The sequence below is a fragment of the Paenibacillus sp. FSL R10-2771 genome (assembly GCF_038000205.1).
In the GTDB taxonomy this organism is placed as follows: Bacteria; Bacillota; Bacilli; order Paenibacillales; family Paenibacillaceae; genus Paenibacillus_AQ; species Paenibacillus_AQ phytohabitans.
In genome coordinates this window covers 6,080,298-6,094,299 of the sequence record NZ_JBBOBM010000001.1, presented here as the reverse complement: position 1 = coordinate 6,094,299, position 14,002 = coordinate 6,080,298, and the positions used below count along the sequence as shown (strand labels likewise).

The window sequence follows — 14,002 nt, the reverse complement described above, 5'->3', positions numbered from 1 at the left end:
CTACCTCGATTTTTTCGGATAAGCAGGGGTTGGCTTTTTTAGCAGTTCACGCAGAATCTCAATCTCTAACTCCTTTTCGCCGAGTATCTTGACGGCCTTCTCGTATTTCTGCTCCACTTCCAGGAGGCGCTTCAGTTCCTCCACCTGCTCCTGGGGATACGGATGATCTTGTTCCCCATGGGCCCCTCGGTAATCTCTCACCCACTGATTCACCGTCGCTGGGGTCACCCCATATTTTCGGGCAACCACCGCTGCCTTAATGCCAGACAACACCTCTTGCGCTGCCTTCTCTCTTGTTCCCGTTAAGTGTCCCATTGTGTTCATCCTCCTCCTGTATTCAGTCTACATTTTTATGGGGGAGGACTCCAACTTCATTAGGGGGCTGTGGAGCAATGTGTCACTGTGAAGGTAAGAAAGCCAAATGTATGCGAAAAACCGAGTACAATGTGTCACTGAGAAGGTAACCGAGCCAAATGTATGTGAAAAACCGAATACAATGTGCGACTGCGAGGGTAACCGAGCCAAATGTATGTGAAAAACCGAATACAATGTGCTGGAGGGGGCTGGTTGGTGAACATAAAGGGGGATGTCTCTTTAAATCCGTCAGAAATTGGCCAGAGCGTCATCCGGCAAAAAGATCATATTAGAGCTGACACAAAGGTTGACGGCGAACGCCATAACCCCCTATATTTGGGGGAAGAATTTTGACGAAAAGAGATGATAGGCGTGCGTCCCATTTTGCTTGGAATCTGTTCGGCGCTGTTTTTTGCGGTAACCTTTGTGCTTAACCGTAGGATGGAGCTTGCGGGAGGAAGCTGGGCCTGGAGCGCCTCGCTGCGTTATTTCTTTACCCTGCCGTTTCTGCTGGCCCTTGTGGCCGGAAGAGGGCGGCTGAGGCCGCTGCTGGCTGCGATGAGAGAACGTCCGGGGGCCTGGCTGTTATGGGGGACGGTCGGCTTCGGCCTGTTTTATGCGCCTATATGCTTCGCGGCTGCGTATGCACCCGGCTGGCTGACAGCGGGGACCTGGCAGATCACGATTATCTCGGGTTCGCTGCTCGCCCCATTCTTCGGACAATGGGTAAACGGTCCTTCCGGTTCTGTATACATAAGAGGTAAAATCCCGCTCCGCGGGCTGCTCCTGTCCCTGATCATTCTGGCCGGAGTAGCGCTGCTGCAAGTGGAACATGCGCGCCAGCTGACTCCATCCCAGCTGCTGCTGGGCATTATTCCGGTACTTATTGCTTCATTCGCCTATCCGCTCGGCAACCGCAAGACGATGGAGCTCTGCGGAGACCGGCTGGATGTGTTCCAGCGGATTCTCGGCATGACGCTGGCCAGCCTGCCCTTCTGGCTGGCAGTCGCATTATATGGCCTGGCAGACGCGGGCCTGCCGTCGTCCTCGCAAGCGGGCCAGTCCGTGATCGTTGCCCTATCTTCGGGGATAGTGGCTACCGTACTCTTCTTCCGGGCTACGGATATGGTCCGGGGCAGCATGAGCGGCCTGGCGGCAGTTGAGGCGACCCAGTCCCTGGAGGTGCTGTTTGCCCTGCTGGGTGAGATGCTGATTCTGGCTTCCCCGCTGCCATCCCTCCTGTCATCGGTTGGGATTGCGGTCATTATTGCCGGCATGGCGCTGCACAGTCTGTTCTCCCGGTATCCGGGAGAAGCGGCATCCGGCAGAGAGAAGCGGCGCGGAGGAGCTGAAGTTCCTGCAGCCGGAAGGAAGGTTACATAATGAGAATCCGTGCAGCTAGCTCTGTACACTGGCTCCATATACAGATAACAGCGGCCTGTTGCGGTGCAAGTATCATACCGATATAATTAAAAGTATTGTTAACCGTTAAGGGATATCAAGTAGAAACGGCTACGCCGTCCCTGAAGGACGGTACCCGTTTCAGCGAGAAATAGAAGGATAAAGTATAGCGTAAAACATATCCTTTCTTATATTTTCTAAAAGGTGGTAGTTGCAGTTTTGGACAATAATATTGAAACGGTGTTTACTTACCGTTCCTCCAGCCTTCAGGACACTGAGGCGCTTGCAGCCGCCATCGCAGCCGTGTCGGAGCCGGGGATGGTGATCGGCCTGGACGGGGATCTGGGCGCGGGCAAAACCGCGTTCTCGCAGTGCTACGCCCGCCACTTAGGTGTGGAGGGGATTGTGAACAGCCCTACTTTTACAATTATCAAAGAGTATGAGGGCCGTCTGCCGCTGTATCATATGGATGTATACCGGATTTCCCTCCAGGAAGCGGATGAGCTGGGGCTGGAAGAGTATTTCTACGGCCAGGGAGTAAGCCTGGTGGAGTGGAGCAGTATCATTACGGACCTGATGCCGCCGCGGCATTTGCATATAGAGCTGAAGTCAGCCGGCCCGGAGAAGCGGGAGATTACGGTAACCGGAATCGGGGAGCCATACGGCGGAGTATGCCGGGCGCTGATCCAGAAGTGGGGTAAAGAAACATGACGAATCTTAATAATGAGCCGCGCAAGCGGTTTTTGGCGCTGGATACATCAACGGCTGTGCTGGGGGTGGCAGTTACCGGGAACAGGGAGCTGTTGCATGAGATTAATGCTTCCGGGGAACGGAATCACTCGGTACATCTGCTGCCGATCATTGAACAGGCGCTGCAGGCCTCGGCTACGGCGGCAGACATGATCGGCGGCATTGCAGTCGGTGTCGGTCCGGGATCGTATACCGGGACAAGGATTGCTGTAACTGCAGCCAAAACGCTGGCCTGGGCCTGGAACGTTCCGGTCACCGGGGTGTCCAGCCTGCATGCGCTGGCGTGGGGCGGTTATCATGCCGCGGCTCTCCAGCAGGAAGCCGGACAGGCTGATGTGACGACCGCGAACGGGACAACGGGTCCGGACTGGATCATCCCGCTGATCGACGCGCGCCGTGGACAAGCCTACACTGCGCTTTTTGCAGCGGACGGGAGCAACCCTCCGCAGCGGCTGGCGCCTGATGCCATCCGTCTGATGGCAGACTGGGTGCGGGAGCTAGGAGAACGGCTGAAGGACGCTGCAGCAGAAGGCGTGATGCCGGGCACCCTATGGTTCACCGGGGACACGGCACTGCATGGAAGTGCAGAATCGCTGGCCCCGCTAGCCGGGGCTGGCATTGTTCAGGCACTGTCTTACGAACTCGAAGGCCGCTGGACCGGATTCTTGGCCGAAGCGGGCATCTATGAGGAAAGCGCAGATATTCACGTATTGATTCCCAATTATACGCAGCTTACCGAAGCGGAGGCTAATCTCCGCCGAAGCAGTGAAGGGAGCCTGAATAAAGGATGACGGTATCGGAACCAGGAAAAGATCAGGGGACTGAGCTTGTTTTCCGCCTGATGCGGCTTGAGGATATACCTGAGATTCTTGTGATTGAACGCGAAGCCTTCACGATGCCATGGACGGAGGAAGCGTTCCGCAACGAGCTGAGCCATAATCATTTTGCCAAATATATGGTAATGGAGCTGGCCGGGCATATCATCGGCTACGCCGGGATGTGGGCGATTGTCGATGAGGCGCATGTAACGAATATTGCGCTGCTGGAGGCCTATAGGGGACGTAAATGGGGAGACCGGCTGCTGGACGAGCTGATGAAGACGGCGGCGTATCTCGGGATGAAATCCATAACACTTGAAGTGCGGGTCTCGAACGAGGTGGCCCAGAATTTATACCGCAAAAAAGGCTTCCGTCCTGCCGGTACCCGCAAGGGTTATTATTCGGACAACCGCGAGGATGCGCTCATTATGTGGGCGGATCTGCCGGAGTACGGGGAGCAAGGGTTGACGGAAGGAAGCGTGGACTTGAAATGAAGACCGGAACGGGCGCACTTAAGCCTGTATATATACTTGCAATTGAAACGAGCTGTGACGAAACTTCAGTAGCTGTAGTCAAAGACGGCTGTGAAGTGTTATCCAATATTATCTCCAGCCAGATTGAGATCCACCGGGCATTCGGCGGCGTGGTGCCTGAAGTGGCCTCCCGCAAGCATGTAGAGGTGATCACGCTGGTTATTGAGGAAGCCTTGAACGAGGCGGCAATCTCGCCGCAGGACCTGACGGCAGTCGCGGTCACCCAGGGTCCGGGGCTTGTCGGGGCGCTGCTGGTCGGTGTCGTGGCGGCCAAAAGCCTGGCGCTGGCCTGGGGCAAGCCGCTCATCGGCACCCATCATATTGCCGGCCATATCTATGCCAACCGGCTGGTCAAGGAACTGCAGTATCCCAATATGACGCTGGTGGTATCCGGTGGTCATACGGAGCTGGTCCTGATGGAACGGGAAGGCGAGTTCAAGATCATCGGGCGCACCCGGGACGATGCTGTCGGCGAAGCTTACGACAAAGTGGCCCGGGCGCTGGGCTTTCCTTATCCGGGCGGTCCCCATGTGGACCGCCTGGCGCGGGAAGCAGAAGAAGCTTTCCCGCTGCCGCGTGTATGGCTGGAGCCGGGTTCGTATGACTTCAGCTTAAGCGGCCTGAAGTCTGCGGTGCTCAACGCGGTGAACCAGAGCAAGATGAAGGGGCTGGAGCCGGATGTGGCCGGAATTGCCCGCGGCTTCCAGGAATCGGTTGTTGAGGTACTGGTTGAGAAGGCTGTGCGTGCCGTACGTGAGTTCAGCGCTGGGCAGCTTTTGCTCTGCGGTGGGGTGGCTGCGAACAAGGGCCTCCGTGAAGCGCTGACCTTGAGATGCGCCGCAGAAGGGATCGAGCTGATCATCCCGCCGCCGGTGTATTGCACGGATAACGCAGCGATGATCGGGGCCGCAGCTTATGTGAAATGGAAGCATGAAGGCGGGATTCCGCTGGATATGGTCGCCGATCCCGGCTTCTCGCTGGAGAAATGGTCTGTATCTGCCTATTGACTTCTTTTGGAGAAGCCGGGTATAATCAGTTCAATTCATGAATCTTATATTTGAACAAACGCGATGATTGGAAGCAGTAAGGAAACTCCAGGATAAGAGAGCTGCGGGAGGGTGCGACGCAGTCGAAGGAGACCTGAACTCGTCCGGGAGCGGAGCGGTGGAAGCAGGGAACTCCTTGAACAGGGAGTGCTGGCCGGTGCAGAATGTAGACCGGGCCCTTTTGTACACCGTTACGGTTGACCTCCGTAAGAGGGTTGTTGAGTGGATACCGCAGGCGCAGCAGAAGAGTTGCTGATCCGGGTATCAACAAGAGTGGTACCGCGAGGGTGAACAACCTGTCGTCTCTTGAATGAGACGGCAGGTTTTTTTGTGCGCTGGTATAGGCATTCATAGAATTACACGCAATGAACGGGAGCAGTAGACGGCCAAGGTGAACAGAGAGCTGCGGGTGGTGCGACGCAGTCACCGGAGGCCGGCGAATCTCGCCCGTGAGCGGAACGGCGGAAAGAGCTTCAGGTACGCCGTTACGGATGTCCCCGTTACCGGACTGTTCGTATCCCCCAGGCTACCCTTACGGGAGCAGGGAGATATGAAGCGGAGCTGGACGCAGCTTGGGCTGCCTGAATGGAATGAGGTTCAGGAGCCTATGCGTCAAAAAGAGTGGTACCGCGGAGGGGTGACCCGCCGTCTCTTTAATTAGAGACGGCGGTTTTTTGTGTTATTTGGAGTGGATCTGGAAGACAAAGCAGGCCGAATGAAACCAATTTGAGGAGGATGAACAATGATTATTCCCGTAAAGAAACGAATTCAGATTTTTGACACGACGCTGCGTGACGGAGAGCAGGCCCCGGGGGCTAGCCTTACCCCGGAGCAGAAGATCATTCTGGCCGGCAAGCTGGCCGAGCTGGGCGTGGATGTCATGGAACCGGGCTTCCCTGTATCCAGTCCGGGTGACTTTGCAGCGGTGGAGACCATCTCCCGCAAGATTCAGGGCGTAGAGATCTGCGGCTTCGCCCGCGCGGTCAAAGGGGATATCGATGCTGCTGTGCGGGCAACGCGGGATGCGGAGCGGCGGCGGATTCATCTGTTCATCTCCTCCTCTGACATTCACCTGCGCCATCAGCTGCGCAAGAGCAGACCTGAGGTAGTTGCCGCCGCACGCGAAATGACAGCCTATGCCCGCCAGTTCAGCGATGTGGTGGAATTCACCGCCATGGATGCTGCACGGACGGGAATCGATGATCTGATCGAGATGGTCGAGGCGGTGATTGAAGAAGGTGCAACCATTATTAATCTGCCCGACACGGTAGGATATGCGTTGCCGCAGGAATACGGGGAAATGTTCCGGCGCGTGCGGCTCGGTGCGAGGGGCGGCGACAAGGTCATCTATAGCGCCCATTGTCATAACGATCTGGGGCTGGCCGTGGCGAACAGCCTGGCGGCGATTGCCGGCGGTGCCACACAAATTGAGGTCACTGTCAACGGAGTGGGCGAGCGGACCGGCAATTGTGCGCTGGAGGAACTGGTTATGGCGCTGGAAACACGGGGGGATTCTATCGGTGCTGAGACGGGCATCCGGCTTGAAAAGCTGTACGATACCTCGCGTATGATCAGCGGGGCGATGCATTTCCCGATCGCCTTCAACAAGCCGGTCGTCGGCCGGAATGCCTTCCAGCATGAATCCGGCATCCACCAGGACGGCTTGCTCAAGGACCGCAGCACCTATGAGATCATGGACCCGGAACGGCTGGGCATCCCGCGCAGCATGATCATCCTCGGCAAGCATTCCGGCAGGCATGCCCTGAAGGACCGCGCAGCGAAGTACGGGATTGCCCTGGATTCAGCGGAGCTGGACGCGCTCTATGAATCCTTCAAGGAAACCGCTGACCGTCAGAAGGCCGTCAGCGATGATGAGCTGCTGCGGATGGTCAGCAGCACCACCGGGCAGCAGGCGCAGGTCTATGCGCTCGGCGAGGTGCAGGTACTGGCAGGCAGCGCGCCGCGCCGCGTAGCCGCCGTATCGGTGCGCCATCTGCAGAGCGGCGCAGAAACCACGCACACCAGCACCGGAGACGGTCCGCTGGAAGCGATCATTGCCGCCATCGGGCAAGGGATCGCTGAGGATATCCGCTTCGACGGTCTGGAGCTGCACTCCCTGGGCAGCGGCGGGGATGCCCAGGCCGAGGCTGCTGTGATGGTGGAATGGAAGGACACCAAGTTCCGGGGGACGGCCATCCATCACGATATCGTAATGGCAGCGGGAATTGCTTACATTGCCGCCTGCAATGCAGCACTGCTGTCAGAATCGGCTGCGGATTCTCCGGAAACGGAAACTGCGGTGAACAGCTAAGCATTACCCTGCATGCAGCATTAGACACTTCATGGACGCGTCTTGCCGATGTCACTCAGACACGGCGGGGCGCGTTTTTTTAGCGGATAACTCCGAAGAAGCGGTGCAAGAAGCTGGGATGGGGTTGGCTGGTGCCGGCGGCCGGAAACAGGTGGATTTTCTCCACTTGCTTATGAACTGAGGAGCTCTTGCCAGGAAACAATTGGATAATCAGCACTTAATAGGCTGCAAATATCCAGGCTAGAGGAGACTGCATGAATTTAAATGACATTTATCCACTTAATGATCTCAAACGCTCCAAAACAGCCAAATTAAGATACGTTTATCCACCTAAATTATTATGCAGAGTGGAGGCCCATCAAAAAGTAAGGGGAATTGTACTCGCGGCAACGTCCGCCAGAAATTTTTTCCGCAGGAAAGTGCACTTCGGAAGCATCAGCAGTCTCCGGATTTTCACCGATAACAGAAAGAAAAAATCTGGAGGGCACGGCGATGGGAACAACGGTCCTGCTTTTATCCCTTAATCAGCAAATTTTGATCCATTGCGGCTTTTGTCAAGCTGTGGACAACGTTATCCACATATTCCGCACGAGTTGTGTAAAAACCGTGTAAAATCAGCAATAACGCCTTTTTTTCGAAGGCCATAAACAGAAGGTTATACCTTGAATCATTTTTGTGAAAACTGTGGATAATGTGGATAATTCGGTGGATAAAAAGTCCTTGACAAGGAAAATAGCGATTTTACGCATAAAAAAAGCCCCGGAGGGCTATTTTTCAACAGGAGTTATGCACGAAAACTGTGGATGGCGCTGTGGATAACTATTTATGAACAAATCGGAAACAGTTGAATTTTATTTTTTTACTGCCTTTACATTATTCGTCAGCCAGTTGCTCCCATTCGCTAAATAAATCTGCCAGCTGCTGTTTCTTGTCCTTCAGATCACTTTCATGCTCCTGAAGCGCCAGGTAATCCTGATAAACCTCAGGTTTGGTCATTTCATGCTCAATCTCGGAGATGGCTTCCTCCAGCCTGGCGATATTCTCCTCAAGGTCAGAGATCCTCCGCTGGCGGTTGCGCTCCTCACGCTTGGCCTGTTTGTCTGCTTCATAAGAGAGCGAGGTCCCTTTCTCGGCAGCAGCCTCGCTGTCCGCATTCCGGGAGGACTTGGCGGCGGCAAGCTCCGCTTCCTCCTCGGCAATGGCTTCTAGTTCACTTTTTTTCTCGACATAGTCGTCATAGTTACCGAGATATTGATCAATACCGCCAGGATGCAGCTCGAGCACCCGCTCAGCCATTTTGTTCAGGAAATAACGGTCATGGGAAATGAACAGCAGTGTGCCTTCAAAATCAATCAGTGCCGCTTCCAGCACCTCACGGCTGACCAGATCCAGATGGTTGGTAGGCTCATCGAGAATCAGCATGTTGGCCCCGCGCAGCATCAGCTTGGACAGGGCGACACGTGCTTTCTCACCGCCGCTGAGCGCGGCTACCCTCTTCAGGACATCTTCGCCGCTAAACAGGAAATTGCCGAGAATGGTGCGGATCCGTGCTTCCTCCAGCATGGGGTACTCGCTCCACAGCTCTTCCAGAACGGTGTTGCGCGGATTCAGCCTCGTCTGCTCCTGATCATAGTAAGCGATCTTCACCTTGGTTCCCCAGTTGACCGTTCCGGTGGATGGTTCACGGGTGCCGGTCATGCACTGCAGGAGCGTGGACTTGCCGATACCGTTCGGACCGATCAGCGCCGCTGTCTCGCCGCGTCTAAGCTCAAAGGAAGCATTGCGGAACAACGGGGCAGCCCCTTCGTTAAAAGCTACCGCGACCTCGCGGACCTGCAGCACTTCCTTGCCGGACATGAAGTCAGGCTCGAAGGAGAAGCTTGCCTTCTTCAGATCGCCCAGCGGCCGGTCGATGCGCTCCATTTTGTCGAGTGCCTTACGCCGGCTCTGCGCCCGCTTGGTGGTGGAAGCCCGCACAATATTGCGTTGTACGAAATCCTCCATCCGCGAAATCTCGTCCTGCTGCTTCTCATATTGCTTCATGCGGATCTCATATTCCGCTGCCTTCAGCTCCATATAGCGGCTGTAATTGCCTGTATATCTGCGGGACTGGTGCCGCTCAATTTCCACTATGGTCGTGACCAGACGGTCGAGGAAATACCGGTCATGGGAGACCACCAGGATACCGCCGGGATATCCGCGCAGATAATCCTCCAGCCAGGTGAGCGTCTCAATGTCCAGATGGTTGGTCGGCTCATCAAGCATAAGCAGATCAGGAGCCTGCAGCAGAATGCGCGCCAGTGCCAGGCGTGTCTTCTGACCGCCGCTGAGCGTAGCGATCGGGGTCTCGGGTGCAAATTCCCCGAAGCCCATACCATGCAGGACGCTGCGAATCCGTGTGTTCATCTCGTAGCCGCCATGATCCTTGAACCAGTCTGAACGTCTGGCGTAGCGCTCGAGCAGATCCTCATAACGCTTCGGATCTTCCGCGAGCGCCGGATCAGCGATATCCGTTTCCAACTGCCGCAGCTCCGCCTCCGCCTCAAGCAGCGGCGCAAAAACAGCGAGCATCTCTTCCTGAATGGTTTTATCGGATTGCAGGCCGCTGTTCTGGGCCAGATACCCTATTGTGGTTTCTTTGGATTTATGAATTTGCCCGCTGTCATACGACATCTCACCTGCGAGAATCTGCAGGAAGGTGGACTTGCCGGCCCCGTTGACGCCTACCAGACCGACTCTTTCCTTCTCATTGACCATCAGGCTGATGCCGTCCAGCACGCTTTGTATTCCATATGATTTCGAAATTCCTGTCGCTTGAAGAAGCATTCTGATGAAACCTCCGCCCTTGCATATTCGCCTTGGCTCATTACGCCCGGCTTGTAATAATCTTATTCTATAGTTTACATGAAAAAGGTTTGCCGCGCGAGGGGGCTGCATCATTCCTGAGGGCCCTGACGGCGGCAGATCAGCTGTCCGGGCTCCCGGCATTTCACGGCGGGACGGTCAAAGACAGTGCGCAGAACATTCTTCTAACAATGTAAATGCCATAGCCTTGGCGAACCGGGGAGAAGAGTGGTAAACTGAGCTTACAAACTATGATAAGCTAGGAACATGTTGAAGAGGAGGCGGCTGCCTATGCAGGACAGCAGCATGCGGCTTGCTCTCCGGAAGCGTGAGCTGCGTGCCGGGAAGGCCGCTCTCCGGGACGGACTATCCATGGAACAGAGAGGCCGGTTGTCTGCTCTGGTATGCAGTCATGCCTTGACCTGGTTCTCTCAGGAGCAAGGGGATTCACTGCTGGCCTATGCCCCGTTCCGCTCTGAGCTGGATTGCCGCCCACTGCTGGCTGAAGCTTGGGCCAGAGGACATGAAGTGCTGCTTCCGAGGGTCGTCCGGGAGAGCGGAGTCCTGAGCATCCATCCGGTCCGGTCCTGGGAAGAGCTTGCTCCGGGAGCTTACGGTATACCGGAGCCCGTAATCGAAATAGCAGGTCACGGCGCTTACGCCGGCAAGAGTGAGAGATCCGGCCTGCCGGATGCCGTATTCGTACCCGGCCTGGCCTTCGACTTGCGCGGCGGGCGGCTCGGCTATGGGCAGGGCTACTATGACCGCCTGCGGGCAGCGTGGGAAGCAGAGCTTCCTGAATCTGCCGCCAGGCCCCTGTGGGTGGGACTGGCTTTTAGCCTGCAGCTGGTACCTGAAGTGCCGCTGGAAGAGCATGATGCCTTAATGGATGTGCTGATTACGGAGAACGGCATTTGGGACTGCCGGAAGGAGAGGAAGACATGGAGTTAACTCATTTCAATGAACAGGGCAGAGCCCGCATGGTGGATGTGAGCGAGAAGGAAGTCACCAGCCGGACAGCGGCGGCGCGAAGCCGGGTGCAGATGGCCCCGGAGACGCTTACCGCCATTAAAGCGGGCAGAATCAGCAAGGGAGATGTGCTCGCCGTAGCCCAGGTTGCGGGAATTATGGCTGCCAAGCAGACCTCCGCCTGGATTCCGATGTGCCATCCTTTGCCGCTTACCGGGGTGGATATCAGCTTCTCGGATAACAGCAAAGATGAACTATATATAGAAGCAACCGTCAAGACTACCGGCAAAACCGGTGTGGAGATGGAGGCGCTGACTGCAGTTTCAGCAGCGGCGTTGACCGTATACGACATGTGCAAGGCGCTGCAGAAGGATATGATTATCGGACCTACCCTGCTGGTGTCCAAGAGCGGCGGCAAGAATGGCGATTACGCGCTGGAGGAAGAATAGCTAACAGCATGAGAATTACGCTGAAGGTGCGGGCAGCGGCTGTATCAAGCAGCCGGACTTACATAGTACATAGAGAGGGAGGGACAACCTATGGCGTGGAAAACAGCAATCCTGACGGCCAGCGATAAAGGGGCCAGAGGCGAACGGGAAGACACGAGCGCCCAGGTTATTCGGGAACTGGTGGAAGAAGAGCTTGGAGGCGAGATTGTAGAATACCGGATCGTACCCGATGAGCAGGATGAGATTATTGCTGCATTGATTGAACTGACGGATTATTTCCAGGCGGATCTGGTGCTGACTACCGGAGGAACCGATCTGGCGATCCGCGACGTTACACCGGAGGCTACACGGCGTGTCATTGAACGTGAAGTCCCTGGACTCTCCGAGGCGATGCGCAGCACAGTGATGCAGAAGAACCGGGCGGTGATGCTGTTCCGGGGAATCTGCGGCATCCGCGGCCGGACATTGATTGTCAATCTGCCCGGCAATCCTAAGGGTGTGCATGAGAACCTGGCGGCTATTATGGATCAGCTGCCTGAAGCCTTGCTGATGGTTACCGGACAATACCGGCAATAAGTGCACATGCTCCGGTAACTTCAGCATGATTCGTCACTCTAGACGATGGATGTGTGATATAAGTTATGGTATTATTAATTTATCGTTAACGATATCATGAACGGATAGAGTGATGGGAGGAAACAGTAATGCTAAATGGTATTGGTGCACCCGGAATTATTCTATTGGTTATCTTGGCGCTCCTGCTCTTTGGCCCGAATAAGCTTCCTGAGCTTGGGCGGGCAGTCGGACGTACCTTCCGTGAATTCAAGGACGGGGCGCGGGAGATCATTAATGAACCGGAACCGGCCCGGAAGAGTGAAGTGCCTGCTCCTCCGGCTCCGCAGACTGTAGCAGCAGAACTTCCGCAGGACCGCCGTCTGCCGGAATAATTTCCATCCACTTACGCAGGGGCGTCTTACCCAGGTCTGCTTCAGACTGGGGTGGCGCCTCTTTTTTCTCTAATCGATATAGCCATTTTCATAGTTTATTTCGGGTGGTGTCAGTCATGTCTCTGGAAGCGGAAGAAATGTCTTTGGTCGATCATCTGACGGAACTGCGCAGACGGCTTATCTACGTGCTGATCGTATTTGCAGCCGGACTTGTACTCGGGTTGTTCGTTGCCAAACCGATCTATTTGTATCTTATCAGTGCTGACCCTGCCCAGGGATTCGTGCTGCATGCCTTCTCTTTCTGGGACGGGATCGGCATGTACATGAAGATTGCCATGGCCGTGTCACTGGCGTTCTCCGTGCCGTTTATTGTCTTTCAGCTGTGGGCCTTCATCAGCCCGGGCCTTCGGCCCGTTGAACGCAGCGCAGCGCTGCGTTATGTGCCGTATGTGTTCGTTCTGTTTATTCTGGGCATAGCCTTTGCCTATTACATCGTATTTCCTATGGCCTTGTCCTTTACGATCTCGATTACGCGCAGCATGGGACTTGAGGAGACATACGGCATAGCCGAATATTTCAATTTCCTGTTCAGTCTGGTGATCCCGCTGGCCTTGCTCTTCGAGCTGCCGCTGATTGTCATGTTCCTGACCAAGCTGAGAGTGCTCAATCCGCTGCGCCTGCGCCGGATGCGGCGGTATGCCTATTTTGCGCTTGTATTTATTGCTGTGGTGATCACACCGCCCGATTTCATCTCGGATTTTCTGGTGACAATTCCGCTTCTGGTGCTGTATGAATTCAGTGTATTTCTGTCTGCGTTCGTTTACCGGAGGCAGTTGGCGGAGGATGCGCAGCGGGAAGCACGTTATATTAAGGCGGAGTAATGGAGGGGGCATATTTTGTGCCCTGGTGGATAGAATGTAAGAGAGTGTGTGCCGGACAACCCCTGAAACCATAATTTTCCCCAAAACAAATACGATTTTACGTAAAAGGACTTGAAATCCGTCTTCAAGTTGAGTATCATAAAAATTGTTGTTAGCACTGCAAGCAGTTGAGTGCTAACGCTGTGGAAAATAGGGAATGGGCCGGCGAAACAGCATTTAAGTATGCTGATTCTCAACAGTGCCATAAGGACCGCTAAGATTCCCGGCAGTTCAATCTATGTTTTCAAGGTAAACAACATAATTTCAAAGGAGGCTATTTTTTCATGATTAAACCACTAGGTGAACGCGTATTGGTAGAACCAAGCGAGCAAGAGCAAACCACTTCTTTCGGGATCGTGCTTCCGGACTCTTCCAAGGAGAAACCGCAAGAAGGCACAATTATCGCTGTAGGCAGCGGAGCTTTGAAAGACGGAGTACGTGTAGCGCTGGAAGTTAAAGAAGGCGACCGTGTGCTTTTCTCGAAATATGCCGGAACTGAAATCAAATACGAAGGCAAAGAATATCTGATTATGAAAGAAAGCGACATTCACGCGATTCTTGACTAGTCTGTTAGAGCCTTTCATAAGTTAGACCCCGATTACTTATATACACAAAACTTAAGTTTATGCTTTCGAAGCGAGTTTTGTACGAAGTGAAATT

General features: G+C 54.8%; 14 protein-coding genes and 2 other annotated features. Of the genes, 12 read left to right on the top strand and 2 right to left on the bottom strand.

What is annotated here, in order from left to right:
* Positions 1-315, bottom strand: a complete 315-nt coding sequence (locus tag NSU14_RS26315; RefSeq protein WP_052421685.1) for a helix-turn-helix domain-containing protein — start codon at positions 313-315, stop codon at positions 1-3.
* A gap of 411 nt (positions 316-726) precedes the next feature.
* Here NSU14_RS26315 and NSU14_RS26310 point away from each other — a divergent pair, with 411 nt between their 5' ends.
* The 6 genes from NSU14_RS26310 to NSU14_RS26285 all read left to right on the top strand — a co-directional run bounded on the left by NSU14_RS26310 (position 727) and on the right by NSU14_RS26285 (position 7,213).
* Positions 727-1,737 (top strand): DMT family transporter, encoded by a 1,011-nt coding sequence (locus NSU14_RS26310; RefSeq protein ID WP_340947787.1) that lies wholly within the window; start codon positions 727-729, stop codon positions 1,735-1,737.
* 237 nt (positions 1,738-1,974) lie between these two features.
* A complete protein-coding gene (gene tsaE, locus NSU14_RS26305) occupies positions 1,975-2,466 on the top strand; it encodes a tRNA (adenosine(37)-N6)-threonylcarbamoyltransferase complex ATPase subunit type 1 TsaE (RefSeq protein ID WP_081956381.1) in 492 nt (163 codons plus the stop codon).
* Positions 2,463-3,296: a tRNA (adenosine(37)-N6)-threonylcarbamoyltransferase complex dimerization subunit type 1 TsaB gene (gene tsaB / locus NSU14_RS26300; RefSeq protein ID WP_042134049.1), complete on the top strand. Its 834-nt coding sequence runs from the start codon at positions 2,463-2,465 to the stop codon at positions 3,294-3,296. Before tsaE ends, tsaB begins: the two co-directional genes overlap by 4 nt.
* A complete protein-coding gene (gene rimI, locus NSU14_RS26295; RefSeq protein ID WP_042134051.1) occupies positions 3,293-3,817 on the top strand; it encodes a ribosomal protein S18-alanine N-acetyltransferase in 525 nt (174 codons plus the stop codon). The genes tsaB and rimI overlap by 4 nt, the downstream gene beginning before the upstream one ends.
* The gene (tsaD, locus tag NSU14_RS26290; protein WP_336103732.1) at positions 3,814-4,863 is read left to right on the top strand and encodes a tRNA (adenosine(37)-N6)-threonylcarbamoyltransferase complex transferase subunit TsaD; all 1,050 of its coding nucleotides are present in this window, start codon (positions 3,814-3,816) and stop codon (positions 4,861-4,863) included. Before rimI ends, tsaD begins: the two co-directional genes overlap by 4 nt.
* 54 nt (positions 4,864-4,917) lie before the next feature.
* Positions 4,918-5,212 (top strand) — a binding site (T-box leader).
* 46 nt (positions 5,213-5,258) lie between these two features.
* Positions 5,259-5,558 (top strand) — a binding site (T-box leader).
* Positions 5,559-5,644: 86 nt separating this feature from the next.
* On the top strand, positions 5,645-7,213 hold the full coding sequence (locus NSU14_RS26285) for a 2-isopropylmalate synthase (RefSeq protein ID WP_042134054.1): 1,569 nt from the start codon (positions 5,645-5,647) through the stop codon (positions 7,211-7,213).
* A gap of 873 nt (positions 7,214-8,086) precedes the next feature.
* Here NSU14_RS26285 and NSU14_RS26280 read toward each other — a convergent pair.
* On the bottom strand, positions 8,087-10,039 hold the full coding sequence (locus NSU14_RS26280) for an ABC-F family ATP-binding cassette domain-containing protein (RefSeq protein WP_340947786.1): 1,953 nt from the start codon (positions 10,037-10,039) through the stop codon (positions 8,087-8,089).
* 309 nt (positions 10,040-10,348) lie between these two features.
* Here NSU14_RS26280 and NSU14_RS26275 point away from each other — a divergent pair, with 309 nt between their 5' ends.
* The 6 genes from NSU14_RS26275 (at position 10,349) to groES (ending at position 13,908) form a co-directional block, all read left to right on the top strand.
* Positions 10,349-11,008: a 5-formyltetrahydrofolate cyclo-ligase gene (locus NSU14_RS26275; RefSeq protein ID WP_336103734.1), complete on the top strand. Its 660-nt coding sequence runs from the start codon at positions 10,349-10,351 to the stop codon at positions 11,006-11,008.
* Positions 10,999-11,475 (top strand): cyclic pyranopterin monophosphate synthase MoaC, encoded by a 477-nt coding sequence (gene moaC / locus NSU14_RS26270; protein ID WP_340947784.1) that lies wholly within the window; start codon positions 10,999-11,001, stop codon positions 11,473-11,475. The genes NSU14_RS26275 and moaC overlap by 10 nt, the downstream gene beginning before the upstream one ends.
* A 90-nt stretch (positions 11,476-11,565) precedes the next feature.
* Positions 11,566-12,051 carry a MogA/MoaB family molybdenum cofactor biosynthesis protein gene (locus tag NSU14_RS26265; RefSeq protein ID WP_039302112.1) on the top strand — a complete coding sequence of 162 codons (486 nt, stop codon included), beginning with the start codon at positions 11,566-11,568 and terminating at the stop codon, positions 12,049-12,051.
* 128 nt (positions 12,052-12,179) lie between these two features.
* Positions 12,180-12,422, top strand: coding sequence for a twin-arginine translocase TatA/TatE family subunit (tatA, locus tag NSU14_RS26260; protein ID WP_039302110.1), 243 nt, complete (start codon positions 12,180-12,182; stop codon positions 12,420-12,422).
* 116 nt (positions 12,423-12,538) lie between these two features.
* On the top strand, positions 12,539-13,303 hold the full coding sequence (gene tatC / locus NSU14_RS26255) for a twin-arginine translocase subunit TatC (protein ID WP_039302107.1): 765 nt from the start codon (positions 12,539-12,541) through the stop codon (positions 13,301-13,303).
* A gap of 323 nt (positions 13,304-13,626) precedes the next feature.
* Positions 13,627-13,908, top strand: a complete 282-nt coding sequence (groES, locus tag NSU14_RS26250) for a co-chaperone GroES (protein WP_039302104.1) — start codon at positions 13,627-13,629, stop codon at positions 13,906-13,908.
* Positions 13,909-14,002 lie beyond the last annotated feature (94 nt).

Excerpts from the sequence above, each read along its gene's own strand:
- rimI (WP_042134051.1), top strand. The coding sequence starts at position 3,293 with ATGACGGTATCGGAACCAGGAAAAGATCAGGGGACTGAGCTTGTTTTC.
- groES (WP_039302104.1), top strand. The coding sequence starts at position 13,627 with ATGATTAAACCACTAGGTGAACGCGTATTGGTAGAACCAAGCGAGCAA.
- tsaD (WP_336103732.1), top strand. The coding sequence starts at position 3,814 with ATGAAGACCGGAACGGGCGCACTTAAGCCTGTATATATACTTGCAATT.
- NSU14_RS26315 (WP_052421685.1), bottom strand. The coding sequence starts at position 315 with ATGGGACACTTAACGGGAACAAGAGAGAAGGCAGCGCAAGAGGTGTTG.
- NSU14_RS26285 (WP_042134054.1), top strand. The coding sequence starts at position 5,645 with ATGATTATTCCCGTAAAGAAACGAATTCAGATTTTTGACACGACGCTG.
- tatC (WP_039302107.1), top strand. The coding sequence starts at position 12,539 with ATGTCTCTGGAAGCGGAAGAAATGTCTTTGGTCGATCATCTGACGGAA.
- moaC (WP_340947784.1), top strand. The coding sequence starts at position 10,999 with ATGGAGTTAACTCATTTCAATGAACAGGGCAGAGCCCGCATGGTGGAT.
- NSU14_RS26265 (WP_039302112.1), top strand. The coding sequence starts at position 11,566 with ATGGCGTGGAAAACAGCAATCCTGACGGCCAGCGATAAAGGGGCCAGA.
- NSU14_RS26280 (WP_340947786.1), bottom strand. The coding sequence starts at position 10,039 with ATGCTTCTTCAAGCGACAGGAATTTCGAAATCATATGGAATACAAAGC.
- tatA (WP_039302110.1), top strand. The coding sequence starts at position 12,180 with ATGCTAAATGGTATTGGTGCACCCGGAATTATTCTATTGGTTATCTTG.
- tsaB (WP_042134049.1), top strand. The coding sequence starts at position 2,463 with ATGACGAATCTTAATAATGAGCCGCGCAAGCGGTTTTTGGCGCTGGAT.
- NSU14_RS26275 (WP_336103734.1), top strand. The coding sequence starts at position 10,349 with ATGCAGGACAGCAGCATGCGGCTTGCTCTCCGGAAGCGTGAGCTGCGT.